This window comes from Pseudomonas sp. NPDC087626 (genome assembly GCF_044743405.1).
In the GTDB taxonomy this organism is placed as follows: Bacteria; Pseudomonadota; Gammaproteobacteria; order Pseudomonadales; family Pseudomonadaceae; genus Aquipseudomonas.
In genome coordinates this window covers 56,495-67,992 of record NZ_JBIUWJ010000025.1, presented here as the reverse complement: position 1 = coordinate 67,992, position 11,498 = coordinate 56,495, and the positions used below count along the sequence as shown (strand labels likewise).

Genomic DNA, 11,498 nt, shown 5'->3' with positions numbered 1-11,498 from the left:
ATGCAACCGAACAACTACCTGTGGACCGTCGACCGGCCGCGCAGCGCGCGGAGCTGGCTGACTACCGCGGCGCTGGTGCTGGCGGTGGTGCTGACCCTGCATTGGAGCGCCGAGGGCGCGCAGCTCAGCGTCGCGGAACTGGCCGGCGGCCTGCCGCAAATCGGCGACTTCCTCGCCCGTACCATGCCACCCGACCTGAGCATTCTCCCGCGTTTGCTGGCACCGGCCATCGAAACCCTGCAGATCGCGATCTGGGGCACCCTGCTCGGCGTGCTGCTGGCGATTCCGTTGTCGTTCCTGGCGGCGCGCAACCTCAGTCGCAACCGCCTGGTATTCCACGCCACGCGACAGTTTCTCAACGTCACCCGCAGCATCAACGAACTGATCCTCGCCCTGATCTTTGTCTCGGCGGTGGGTTTGGGGCCCTTTCCCGGTGTGCTGGCGTTGGCGCTGCATGGCATGGGCATGCTCGGCAAGTTCTTCGCCGAAAGCATCGAGGAAATCGACCAGGGTCCCATCGAGGCCCTGCAGGCCACCGGGGCACGGCCGTTGCAGGTGATTGTGTTTGGCGTCCTGCCGCAGGTGATTACCGCCTGGATCGCAGTGATCCTCTACCGCTTCGAGGTCAACCTGCGCTCGGCCACCGTGCTCGGCATGGTCGGCGCCGGCGGCCTGGGGTTCGAGCTGGTAAGCAGCCTGAAGCTGTTCAAGTACGAACAAACCGCCACCTGCATCATCGTCATTACCTTGATGGTGGTCATCGCCGACGCGGTGTCCGGCAGGCTGCGCAATGCGATCCAGCGCGGTTCCAACCATTAAACCGCGCTAGCCGCACCTTCGGCTGCCGGCTGTTATCGGTCCAGCCGATTCAAACCTGCGATTTATCGATTTGAGCTGTTGGCGAGTGCCCCTGAGTATGGGGCCACTTCGCCAACAACAATAAGGAACTCCCTGATGACCGCCCGATTCCACAACCCGGTAGACACTCGTTTCGGCTGGGGCAGCCTGCAACAGTTGGCCGCGATTACCGAACAGCACAAGGTCGCCCTGGTGACATTCCCCGAAGCGCGCGGGCTGGGCCTGGTGGCGCGGATCGAAGAGCTGCTGGGCGATCGCCTGGTCTACGTGATCGAAGACGTGCAGCCCAATCCCGACGTGGCGCACCTGCGCGACACCTATGAACGCTTCTGGGCCGAAGCCGGCGACTGTGCCATGGTCATCGCCGTGGGCGGAGGCAGCGCCATCGACACCGCCAAGGCGCTGATTGTCGGTACCGAATCGGGGAGCTTCGACGAGTTGCTGACCCTGCTGGCAACCGGCAAGCCCTTTGTCCCGGCCCGCATCAAATTGCTGATTGCCGCACCTACCACCGCCGGCACCGGCAGCGAAGTCACGCCCTGGGCGACCATCTGGGACAGCGCCAGCCTGAAGAAATACTCGCTGCACCTGGACTGCACCTGGCCCAAAGTGGCGATCATCGACCCGCAACTGATGTTGACGGTGCCAGCCAGCGTCACCGTCTCCACCGGCCTGGACGCCTTGTCCCATGCCCTGGAGGCAATCTGGAACGTCAACGCCAACCCGATTTCCGACACCTTCGCCGTGGCGGCCATCGAGGACATCCTCGAATGCCTGCCTCGGTTGCTGCGCGACCTGTCCAGCCAGGAACTGCGCTCGCGCATGGCCCTGGCCGCCCTCAAGGCGGGCATGGCGTTCTCCAACACCAAGACCGCACTGGCCCACTCCATTTCCTATGAAATGACCCTGCGCCACGGTCTGCCCCATGGCATCGCCTGCTCCTTCACCCTGCCCCTGGTGCTGGGCCTGGCTTGGGGTCACGACCAGGAGCGCGACCAGACCCTGCAGCGGGTTTTCGGCACCGATTTGGCCAAGGCCCAGGCCCAGTTGCGCGACCTGTTGCACAGCGTGGGCGTGAAGACCGAGTTTGCCGACTACGGCGTCACCGCCCAGGACGCCGAGGCCATCATCCAGTTCGCCCTGCAGGGCGCGCGCGGCAAGAACTTCATCGGTTGCCAAGCGGCCTAGATCCAGCTTTTACCTCAACACGCACTGCCTGCGGCGCCACCGGCCGCGGCGATTTCCTGCGGCACCGGTAAATCGGTGTCACCCTCGGGCGATGGCTCGGGGGGCGAACAATAATAAGGAAAAGATCATGAATCGTGCCCAAACCCTGCCTGGTATCGCTACCCACACGGCCTCGTTCCGCGTCGCCCAGTGGCGTATGTTGCTGGCGGCGATGTTCTGTTACCTGTTTTTCTACACCGGCCGGCAAACCTTCGGTTTTGCCATTCCAGGGATCCAGGCCGAGTTTGGCCTGAGCAAGGAAACCCTCGGTTGGGTGTCGGCCGCCATGCTCTGGGCCTACGCCATCGGCCAGGCCATCAATGGCAACCTTGCCGACAAGTTCGGTGGCCGGCGAATCATGACCCTGGGCGCCGTGCTGTCCTGCGGCGCCAACTGGGTGACCAGCTTCTCTGCCGGGTTTGCCAGCCTGATCCTGCCCTGGGGCATCAACGGTTACTTCCAGGCATTGGGCTGGGCGCCGGGCAGCCGGCTGATCTCCAACTGGTGGAGCGCTGGCGAGCGCGGCAAGGTCTACGGCTTTTATGTGTTTGCCGCCGGGTGCGCCTCAGTGCTGTCCTACGTGACCTCGATCGTGGTGCTGGAGGTGCTGCAACTGGAGTGGCGCTGGATCTTCCGTCTGCCGGTGTTGCTGATGCTGGCCGGCGGTATCCTGTTCTACCTGATTGCCCGTGAACGCCCGCAAGACCTGGGCTTCGAACCGCTGGCCGACACCGGTGTGGCCAATGCCGCCGACAAACAGCATGAGGTGGCGCAAGGCGAGGTCGAAACTTCCGCGCAGCGCTACAAGGCAGTCCTGAAAAATGCCCGGCTGATCATCGCCGCGGTATCCCTGGGCTTCCAGAACGCCGCCCGCTACGGCCTGATCGTCTGGGTGCCGGTGCATTTTCTCGGTGCCGACTGGAAAAGTGGCGACAGCCTGGTGGATCCGAAGTGGATCACCGTGGCCCTGCCCGTGGGCATGGCGATCGGCGCGCTGACCAATGGCTGGGTGTCGGACAAGCTGTTCGGCTCCAAGCGTTACCTGGCGATCATGCTCTACATGTTCCTCGGCGCGGCGACCAGCCTGTGGATGTGGAGCCTGCCGCCCCACAGCATGATCGGCCTGGTGGCGCTGTTCCTCTGCGGGTTCTTCGTCTATGGCCCGGCCTCCAGCTTCTGGGCGCTGTGCCCGGATCTGGTCGGCGCCAAGCGGGCGGGCACGGCCACTGGGGTGATGAACTTCTCCTCCTATCTGTTCGCTGGCCTGGCGGAACCCCTGATCGGCAGTATGCTCGACAGTACCGGCAATACCTCGCTGATCTTCATCGTGGTGACCTCGGCCTGCCTGTGCAGTGCGCTGGTCGCGCTGTTCATCAGGCGTTGATGGCTCGGCACCCCGTTTCGACTCACAGGCAGGCGCACTCATGTACCAGTACCACAAGTGGCTCCGTTCCTTTCACGCCGTGGCCAAGACCGGCAGCTTCACCCTGGCGGCCGAATACCTGTGCATCGGCCAGCCAACGGTCAGCGAGCAGGTCAACGCCCTGGAGAAAAAGTTCTCGGTGGAACTGTTCCACCGCCGTGGTCGCTTTATCGACATGAGTTCCGCCGGGCACCAGCTCTACGGGATTACCCAGGGCCTGTTCGGCCAGGAGGACGAAGCCGTGCAACTACTGCACAGTTTCAAGCAACGCAAGACCGGCATGTTGCGCCTGGGGGCGGTTTCGCCGCCTATCGCGATGAACCTGACCTATGAACTGATGCAGCAGCATCCGGACATCGAGCTGGAAACCTCTTTCAGCCCGGAAAAGGAGACCCTGGCGCGACTGTTCAACTTCGACATCGACGTGGCGATCCTCGCTCTGTCCGAGTTCGACCAGCGTTTCGACACCCAGCTGTACCGGCGCTACCCGATCATCGCGGTGGTCCGTGACGACCATCCCTGGGCGCAGCAGGAACAGGTGCATGTCGAGCAGATCAGTGCCGAGAAATGGGTGCTGCGCGAGAAGAGTTCGCGGACCCGGCAACTGGTGGAGGAAAGCTGCACGCGGTTGAACGTCGAACTCAACTGCGTGATGCAATTGAACAGCCGCGAAGCCATTGTCCACGCCATCGCCAAGGGCATCGGCATTGGTTTTGTCTCGGCTGTCGAGTACGCCCAGACCCCGGGCACCAAACCCATCACCTTCGTCGATCACCCGTTCGCCATCGATTACCACCTGTGCTGCCTGGGCATCCGCCGCAACCGGCCAATGATCGCCGAGCTGTTCGACTCAAGCCCGATACCGACCACCTGACAACACTGTACCCAATGACCTTTGCGCCCTACTTCCTTGCACGAAGGACGGCCGCCCCCTACCCACACACTGGAGATCTACCATGCACTATCAACAACCGAGCCAACTGCAAGCCGTGGTCCTGGACTGGGCCGGCACCGTCGTCGACTTCGGCTCCTTTGCCCCCACGCAGATTTTCGTCGAAGCCTTTGCCGAGTTCGGCGTTGCCGTGTCCCTGGAAGAGGCCCGTGGCCCGATGGGCATGGGCAAGTGGGACCACATCCGCACGCTGTGCAATCAACCGCAGATTGCCGAACGTTACCGTGCCGTGTTCGACCGCCTGCCGACCGATGCAGACGTCACTGCACTCTATGAACGGTTTATGCCGCTGCAGATCGACAAAATCGCCCTGCACTCAGCCCTGATCCCAGGCGCCCTGGAGGCCATCGCCGTGCTACGCGAGCAGGGCCTGAAAATCGGATCCTGCTCCGGCTATCCGGCGGTGGTGATGGCCAAGGTGGTAGAGCTGGCCCGGGCCAACGGTTACGTCGCCGACCATGTGGTAGCCACCGACGAAGTGCCCAACGGCCGTCCATACCCGGCCCAGGCCCTGGCTAACGTGATCGCCCTGGGAATCAGCGACGTCGCCGCATGCGTCAAGGTCGACGACACCTGGCCGGGCATCCTCGAAGGCCGCAGCGCCGGCATGTGGACAGTCGCCCTGACCTGCTCCGGCAACGCCCTGGGCTTGACCTACGATCAGTTCCAGGCACTGAGCCCCGAGCAACTGGCCGAAGCACACGCCCGCATCAGCCAAACCTTCGAAGGCGCCCGCCCGCACTATCTGATCGACACCATTGCCGAGTTGCCGGCAGTGATCGAGCAGATCAACGCCCGCCTGGCACGGGGTGAAACGCCGCAAGGCGCGTGAGGCACGCAAACCCGCAACTTGCAGCGTATCGGGTGGCGGGTTGCCCCGGTACGCTGTCACCCCATCGGTGTTTTTCTATGTTCCGATCCACGCATTATCGATCCTCGCGTGTGTGCCACAGGCGTAGCAGATAGAGGGTGGAACCCTGAATCTCGTACCGCATCTCGTAGTGGCCGATAATAATTCGGCGTACATCCCGTGGCTGGAACTCTTCAAGCCGTTCGCCAATGCGTGGATTTGTCAGCAACGTACGAGGAGCAGCCGTGAGCTGTTGAATCGTATGCGCGGCGGCGGGCTGATTCACCGCGGCCAGAAACTCATACAGCCGGGCAATGTCGGAAAGCCCCTTGCTGGTCCACTTCAACTCCATCAGCGCGGCACTGGCAGCGGGGATTCTGTACTCAGGCTGTCGGCCCAAGCCTGGACAGCCTGGTGGTCAATTACCCGGCCGGCGTCCACATCAGCCAAGGCCTCCCGGGTCAGGCGACTGCGTTCTTCTTCTTGGTCAATCCAGGCAGAAAGGGCCTGTTTGACGATCCAGTTCTTGGAGCGTTCAAGGCGCTCAGCCATCAAATCGACCTTCTCAGCCAGTTGCACAGGGACATGAGCCGTGACGGATCGGGTCTTGGCGGTAGTAACCATGATCATTACTCCAATGCAGCGAAATGCTATTTTTTGGGCACTTGGCCGCCAGTGGTGCGGCGCAGCGTCATGCCTGGTTGAAGCGAGTCATCAATTGCTTGTCCTCGGCTTTGTCGTGCCGGGCCACATAATGAATCGTAATGCATCATTGTGATCAAAGATTAATCATAGTTAATAACCCCGAATCGTCAAGCCTTGATATCAGGTTGGGCTGCCCCCCCCTTTGATCGACAATCAGACCACCCGGTGGGTCGCGCAAAACTCAGGGCAGCCATGATATGGCCTGCTCGGTCCCTAAGACTGCAAAATGACAGAACGCTCGAAACTGGGTTTGGGGAGAATGGAGCCGTCCAACATGAAGTCACGTAGCGCGGCAGTGGCCGGCGGTGATCGAACAGATCAACGGCGCAGGGCGAAGTATCTGTCCCGGCGCCCCAGCCTTGTCCCAGTGATGTAACAGGCTTCGGCTGGAAATATTGAAGTCCGTTTTTAACTTGGATTAGTCGTCCATCAAGCTACTTGAATTTGATCAGCACGACTGCAATTCCCATCCAAGTGAAGGAAATGATCATTATCGTCAAATCGATAATCAGAAGACGTTTCAAGCGAGTAGGAAAGTTTTTAAGATCGGTAGGATCCAGTTCACCGATGCGAAGTGATGCCCATGGCCACGCCACCATTCCGGCGATTTTTGATATCTCCAACAGGGACCAAATAAAACCTCGCTTTCCCAGGCTCGGTCCCCAAATATAGACATAACGACTGTTCTTCAAGGCCTCCTTAATGGCGTCCAATTGACGGTTGCTCAGGTATAGACTGAACGCAAGACCCGCAGCTGCAAGTAGGCTCCAGCCACCAGTAACAATGATCGCAATCCAGGGAGACCACGTGTCGATACTGGTCATGGTTGTGTAACCTCGTAAACTTTCTCCCCCATGTATTCGCCAGCCTTACCACCGTACTCCGTACCCACCCATGCCCCCGTCCCCACTATGGCCGCGACACAGACAACGCCCCCGATACCTGTAGATACGCCAAGTGCCACGCAAATCGGACTTGCGGCAGAACTGGCAATCCTCCCGCTCACGGCACCACCAATGGTGGACAAGCCAAACTTCCCTCCCTCGGTAAACCTAACCTTCTCGCAAGCCGCCCCCGAATCGCCGCTACACACTTCCTGAATAGCCAACAACGAAGACACCCCGCCAATACCAATCCCGATGTAACCACCGGACTGCATATACTGGGCAGCACGACTGGTAGCACTGACATGCGTGGCATACCCCGGTATCTGTCCCGGCGCCCCGGCCTTGTCCCAGTGATGGACCAGGCTTCGACTGGAAATGCCGAGGGCCGTTTTTAACTTGGGGTGATCACCCAGGGTGGTCTGGCCACGCAGCCGAGTCGAGTTCAACAAATGAGCATCCAACTGGGTGATCAGGTGCCTGCGATCGGCGAAGAACTGCGGCGACTTGAGGTGGCCATGCTGGCGATAGCTTTCCTGATGCAAGCGCTCCATGGCCTGGAGTGTGTCTCGCAGCCTGCTCACGTGGTTTTCCATGACCAGGGCACTGACGCCAAGCCAGGTTGAGGTGTAACCGGTAAAGCTGGCGATTTCAGCGCCGTGGCGAAGCAGAAAGTCGGCCTGTTGCAGCGTAAGAGGATCAAGGGTTGCCTTGACCTGTTGAGCCGCCTGCATCAGTTGCGCTTCCTGATAGGTACAGGAGGTGTTGTTCGGATCGCTCAGCACGACCATCGAACCGGCTTTGATCTCACCCAGATCAGGGTTGAGCGCCTGAAACTTGCTCATCACCGCCCCATCGCGCACCGGAAAAAGCGTGGCCTCCAGTGCTTCGCGGGTCATGCTCTTGGGCACTACGTAGAAGCCTGGTTCCTGAGGCTCCAAACGCTTGAACACTGGCGCAGCAGCATGGCTCGATGGCGAGAAGGCGGATTGCCGCGGCGCTTGCGAGGGATTGGTGCCTGCTGAAGAAGCTGGCTGAGCGGCTGCTCTTGTCGTTTGTGGTGCAACGCTTGATTGCAGAGGCGCTATCACGCGGTTGCGACCCTTGGGGCAGCCGCAGTGAATGCCTGCGCCGTCCAGTACCGTTGCAACCCCCATCCACTTCATGGCGGGCAGGCTATCAACGATTACGCCGATTTCTCCGCATTGCGGGCAAGGTGTGGTTTTATCCCCGAGCCGCAGGACTCCCCGTGCGCCTTGTCTCGCGTTGGGCAGGCTGCTGAGACACACCGCGCCAGTGGTGGTCAGATCACCATGCAGACCTTGACCTATCCCGTTGACACTGCCTCGACTCATGACTCAGCCCTCATTCGAGGTAGCCAGGCTTGCTCGTTGACACCGGCAAACTGCTGCTCGGCAAAGTGCAGTTGCTCCAGTGCGCGGAGAAACTCAGGGGAGACGTCGGTGGCGTACATCAGGGCTGCATGCATTTTCATGATCCATATCCATGGGTTTATTTCGCCGTTTTTCTCTCCTCACTCCAGAGCGCGCGATGTCGCGAAACGTATCGGCCGATGACCATGAGTAAGAGGTTGTGAACAACAAGCAGCACCCTGAAGATGTGGATATCGGGAGTAAATAGGACCCTTCCCTGATGCGCGTAGGAAAAGAGTTAAATTAGATTTACTCCCGCGATTGCAACCTAATCGACGTAATACCCACGCAGGTAGGGCTTTGCCGCTCAAGGTTACTGACCCTGGCAAACCGTCTGCGTTTGTGTCCGTTGGACTTTGTCATTAGTGTGGGAATTATCTGCAGGGAAGCATCAAGATGAATCTCATGACAAAAGCGATTTGCCGTTATCTTTTTCCCGCACTAGAAGCCCTATTCCGTCTGTCTATTAGCCAATTTTCCTGCGCCTTGGGGAAATGGCCGCAGCGTGTTTTCATGGCAACAATGCTACTTGGCTTGTTGACGACGGCAGCGTTTGCCAGCGCTCAACCGAGCAATCTTGGGGATGAACAGGTTTTTCAAACAAACACCGAGCTGCAGCGCGCTAATACGCAGGTGATTGCGGCGTCCACCTACGCCGAACAACATCCGCGTGATACCGATGCACAGTATGCGCTGGCCGTGGCGCTGGATCGGATGGGTGACCTGCAAACCCTGAGAGCGAAGCAGCAGTTTCCGTACAACGCAGGATACAGGGCCGCTCTGGAGCTGGCCCGGAACAACCTGAAGGCCCACCCTTACACCAGTAAGCTCATGCCCAAGGTACAACGCCTGGAACCTGGAGCGGCAGCAGACAAGGAGCAAATACTCTGGAGCTACCGTGACGCTGCCCGACGTTACTTCACCAGGGCCCGTATCGTTTACCAACAACTGGTCGCCTTGCAGCCCAACAACAGCAAGTGGCAACAAGCACTCGCGGTGAACTACACAAGAACCAACCCGGGCCATGTGGGGGTCGAAGAAGTCAGGGCCTACTATCAGCCGGCCCTGGATATTCTGCTGCGCCTGGCAAAGTCAGCGCCTGGTAACCAGCAGTTGCAACGCGATCTCGCGGCAACCTACGAGGAAATTGCGGACCGGGTGAATTCAATGACCGGCACCTTGCCCGCTGAATACCATGAGGCCTTGGCAATACGTATAAAAGTGCTCAGGAGCAATGAAACCAATCCACTGTTCGTCCGCGAGTTGGCAGTGACCTTCGGCAAGATCGGCGAAGCCCTGGTAATGCGGGGGAAATGGGCAGCAGCACGTGACGCCGTGACCGATCAATTTGGCTTGTACCAGGATTTGGCTGCCTTGGACCCTGGCAACAACCAATGGCAACGCGAACTTGCAGTGGCGCACATGGATTTTGCAGCGATTAAAAACGACAACAATGGGCCAGGCGCAAAACTAGAGGCAGAAGTGCTGGCTCATTATGCCCAAGCCTTGGCAATACGAACCCGGCTGATTGAAGTGGAGCCGAGCAATGCGCAGTGGCAGATGGACTTGGTCGCCAGCCACGAAACTATGGCCAGGTTTTACGATGACCGAGGGTTGAACGAAAAAACCCTGGCCTCCTACATCGAGGCGCAACGACAAATGGCCAAGTTCGCACAGCGTTACCCCAACGATCGCGGTTGGCTCTTCTACCAACTCTATTTCTATTTCAGCATCGGTTCCGAGTACCGGGCAATACAGAGCTGGGCCGCGCCCCACTCACTTGGGGGGAAATTTCCCGAACCAGGGAAATTCAAATCCGCTGCAAAGGCCCAAGACGAGGTGTTTGAGAATATGCGCACGATAATCGATACCTTGGTCCGCATGACCGATGCCCCTGCGAGGCCAGTGTAGAAAATGAACAGATTGAACTGGCACACCATGATCTTCTTGCTCAGCGTGCTAACAGCAGGCTGTAGCAATGTCATTTATCCTGACCCGCTCCCGGCCGCAGCAGCCGTACTGAAAACAGCACCTGAATCGGATGGTAAAAAAATCATCTCGGCGCAGTGGATGAAGCGTGATTTTTCTGCCGAAATCCACAGCCTGTCCAGTGGCGATGTTTCGGGGCTTCTTATAAGAACCACCGGCTACGCGCCGGGAGAACAAATTACCGTTGAGCTCGATGATAAAAACAGCAATGACGATGGTGGTAGCTACACGCTAACCAAAAAAATAACCGGCGTCGTGGATAAGCACGGTGAAGTCAGAGTACTGATCAAAAGTTAAACCACCTTATCAGATGCGGTCCTGGCGCAGCCACTCGATGAATAGCGCAAACAACTCGGACTGGGAGTTGATCGCCAACTTCAGGTACAGGTTCTTGCGGTGCATGCGCACGGTTTCTGCGGCGATCCGCAGTTCGTTGGCCGTCGACTTGACCGAGTGACCGCGCAGCACCATGTGCGCCACTTCACGCTCACGCTCGGTCAGCACCTCACAACCGAAATGCTCGAAGGCGTGCTGGATACTCGGTTTGAGATCGACCGTCGCAGGTGCAGCTACCGCCTCCTGTTGGGTGATCAGCCGGTTGCACTGGGCAAACTGGCGGATGAACTGGCGGACCATAGGCTCGACTGCGCGCAGCAGGTCCAGTTGCCCGGTGCTCAAGGCCTGGCCGCCAAAGCCCTGGAACAGGCTCAGGGACACCTTGCTCTGATTGCCGACATCGACAATGAAATAACTGTCTTCCGAACAACCGCCCTTGAGGTAGTAGGCCTTGTAGTAGTCGCTGTCGAAAAAGTCGTCCGGGGCGATTTCTTCCAGGTGATAGAAGCCTTCCGCCAGGCCCTGCTCCACCGCCAGGCAGAACGGGTCGAGCAGGTAACCGCCGGAGAAATAGCGTTCGATCACCGACTCCCGGTACTGCTCGGGAATGCCTTGCAGGTACAAGGATTGGGGTGGCTGGTCCTTGCGCTCCAGGCTGATCATCACCGATTCCACCGACACCAGGTGTCCCAAGGCCTGCGCCAGGTAGCGCAACGCATCCGCCGTATCGATCCGGGTAAAGGCGTGCGCCAGCCCGGCGTGCCATTGATGCAGGGCACGCCAGGGCATGGCGATCAGTGTGTGGTCCTGGGCTTTGCTCATGCCGCGCAGTCTAGCCGGT

The 11,498-nt window shown here is 59.4% G+C and carries 13 protein-coding genes; 7 read left to right on the top strand and 6 right to left on the bottom strand.

Annotation, left to right across the window (positions count from 1 at the left end; all coding sequences use genetic code 11):
* The 5 genes from phnE to phnX all read left to right on the top strand — a co-directional run bounded on the left by phnE (window position 1) and on the right by phnX (window position 5,292).
* Window positions 1-819 (top strand): phosphonate ABC transporter, permease protein PhnE, encoded by an 819-nt coding sequence (gene phnE / locus ACIOVD_RS19955; protein ID WP_159998822.1) that lies wholly within the window; start codon window positions 1-3, stop codon window positions 817-819.
* 135 nt (window positions 820-954) lie between these two features.
* The gene (gene psrA, locus ACIOVD_RS19950) at window positions 955-2,046 is read left to right on the top strand and encodes an iron-containing alcohol dehydrogenase PsrA (protein ID WP_401129795.1); all 1,092 of its coding nucleotides are present in this window, start codon (window positions 955-957) and stop codon (window positions 2,044-2,046) included.
* Between the two features lie 127 nt (window positions 2,047-2,173).
* Window positions 2,174-3,469 carry an MFS transporter gene (locus ACIOVD_RS19945; protein WP_095170279.1) on the top strand — a complete coding sequence of 432 codons (1,296 nt, stop codon included), beginning with the start codon at window positions 2,174-2,176 and terminating at the stop codon, window positions 3,467-3,469.
* Window positions 3,470-3,509: 40 nt separating this feature from the next.
* Entirely contained in the window at window positions 3,510-4,382 is an 873-nt protein-coding gene (locus ACIOVD_RS19940) for a LysR substrate-binding domain-containing protein (protein ID WP_095170278.1), read from the top strand.
* An 82-nt stretch (window positions 4,383-4,464) separates the two neighbouring features.
* Window positions 4,465-5,292 carry a phosphonoacetaldehyde hydrolase gene (phnX, locus tag ACIOVD_RS19935; RefSeq protein WP_401129792.1) on the top strand — a complete coding sequence of 276 codons (828 nt, stop codon included), beginning with the start codon at window positions 4,465-4,467 and terminating at the stop codon, window positions 5,290-5,292.
* A gap of 94 nt (window positions 5,293-5,386) precedes the next feature.
* Here the strand turns inward: phnX and ACIOVD_RS19930 are convergent, their stop codons facing one another.
* The 5 genes from ACIOVD_RS19930 to ACIOVD_RS19910 all read right to left on the bottom strand — a co-directional run bounded on the left by ACIOVD_RS19930 (window position 5,387) and on the right by ACIOVD_RS19910 (window position 8,394).
* The gene (locus ACIOVD_RS19930) at window positions 5,387-5,662 is read right to left on the bottom strand and encodes a type II toxin-antitoxin system RelE/ParE family toxin (protein WP_159995940.1); all 276 of its coding nucleotides are present in this window, start codon (window positions 5,660-5,662) and stop codon (window positions 5,387-5,389) included.
* The gene (locus tag ACIOVD_RS19925; RefSeq protein ID WP_095170298.1) at window positions 5,662-5,934 is read right to left on the bottom strand and encodes a CopG family ribbon-helix-helix protein; all 273 of its coding nucleotides are present in this window, start codon (window positions 5,932-5,934) and stop codon (window positions 5,662-5,664) included. Before ACIOVD_RS19925 ends, ACIOVD_RS19930 begins: the two co-directional genes overlap by 1 nt.
* A 515-nt stretch (window positions 5,935-6,449) precedes the next feature.
* A complete protein-coding gene (locus ACIOVD_RS19920) occupies window positions 6,450-6,839 on the bottom strand; it encodes a hypothetical protein (protein ID WP_401129789.1) in 390 nt (129 codons plus the stop codon).
* On the bottom strand, window positions 6,836-8,254 hold the full coding sequence (locus tag ACIOVD_RS19915) for a PAAR domain-containing protein (RefSeq protein WP_401129787.1): 1,419 nt from the start codon (window positions 8,252-8,254) through the stop codon (window positions 6,836-6,838). Before ACIOVD_RS19915 ends, ACIOVD_RS19920 begins: the two co-directional genes overlap by 4 nt.
* Window positions 8,251-8,394, bottom strand: coding sequence for a hypothetical protein (locus ACIOVD_RS19910; protein WP_401129785.1), 144 nt, complete (start codon window positions 8,392-8,394; stop codon window positions 8,251-8,253). Before ACIOVD_RS19910 ends, ACIOVD_RS19915 begins: the two co-directional genes overlap by 4 nt.
* Before the next feature lie 334 nt (window positions 8,395-8,728).
* Here ACIOVD_RS19910 and ACIOVD_RS19905 point away from each other — a divergent pair, with 334 nt between their 5' ends.
* The gene (locus ACIOVD_RS19905; protein ID WP_401129783.1) at window positions 8,729-10,243 is read left to right on the top strand and encodes a tetratricopeptide repeat protein; all 1,515 of its coding nucleotides are present in this window, start codon (window positions 8,729-8,731) and stop codon (window positions 10,241-10,243) included.
* A gap of 3 nt (window positions 10,244-10,246) precedes the next feature.
* On the top strand, window positions 10,247-10,618 hold the full coding sequence (locus ACIOVD_RS19900; protein ID WP_401129781.1) for a hypothetical protein: 372 nt from the start codon (window positions 10,247-10,249) through the stop codon (window positions 10,616-10,618).
* Window positions 10,619-10,627: 9 nt separating this feature from the next.
* Here the strand turns inward: ACIOVD_RS19900 and ACIOVD_RS19895 are convergent, their stop codons facing one another.
* The gene (locus tag ACIOVD_RS19895) at window positions 10,628-11,479 is read right to left on the bottom strand and encodes a LuxR C-terminal-related transcriptional regulator (RefSeq protein WP_095170273.1); all 852 of its coding nucleotides are present in this window, start codon (window positions 11,477-11,479) and stop codon (window positions 10,628-10,630) included.
* Between the last annotated feature and the right edge of the window lie 19 nt (window positions 11,480-11,498).

Coding starts and splice junctions, on each gene's coding strand:
- phnE (WP_159998822.1), top strand. CDS start 1: ATGCAACCGAACAACTACCTGTGGACCGTCGACCGGCCGCGCAGCGCG.
- psrA (WP_401129795.1), top strand. CDS start 955: ATGACCGCCCGATTCCACAACCCGGTAGACACTCGTTTCGGCTGGGGC.
- ACIOVD_RS19945 (WP_095170279.1), top strand. CDS start 2,174: ATGAATCGTGCCCAAACCCTGCCTGGTATCGCTACCCACACGGCCTCG.
- ACIOVD_RS19940 (WP_095170278.1), top strand. CDS start 3,510: ATGTACCAGTACCACAAGTGGCTCCGTTCCTTTCACGCCGTGGCCAAG.
- phnX (WP_401129792.1), top strand. CDS start 4,465: ATGCACTATCAACAACCGAGCCAACTGCAAGCCGTGGTCCTGGACTGG.
- ACIOVD_RS19930 (WP_159995940.1), bottom strand. CDS start 5,662: ATGGAGTTGAAGTGGACCAGCAAGGGGCTTTCCGACATTGCCCGGCTG.
- ACIOVD_RS19925 (WP_095170298.1), bottom strand. CDS start 5,934: ATGGTTACTACCGCCAAGACCCGATCCGTCACGGCTCATGTCCCTGTG.
- ACIOVD_RS19920 (WP_401129789.1), bottom strand. CDS start 6,839: ATGACCAGTATCGACACGTGGTCTCCCTGGATTGCGATCATTGTTACT.
- ACIOVD_RS19915 (WP_401129787.1), bottom strand. CDS start 8,254: ATGAGTCGAGGCAGTGTCAACGGGATAGGTCAAGGTCTGCATGGTGAT.
- ACIOVD_RS19910 (WP_401129785.1), bottom strand. CDS start 8,394: ATGAAAATGCATGCAGCCCTGATGTACGCCACCGACGTCTCCCCTGAG.
- ACIOVD_RS19905 (WP_401129783.1), top strand. CDS start 8,729: ATGAATCTCATGACAAAAGCGATTTGCCGTTATCTTTTTCCCGCACTA.
- ACIOVD_RS19900 (WP_401129781.1), top strand. CDS start 10,247: ATGAACAGATTGAACTGGCACACCATGATCTTCTTGCTCAGCGTGCTA.
- ACIOVD_RS19895 (WP_095170273.1), bottom strand. CDS start 11,479: ATGAGCAAAGCCCAGGACCACACACTGATCGCCATGCCCTGGCGTGCC.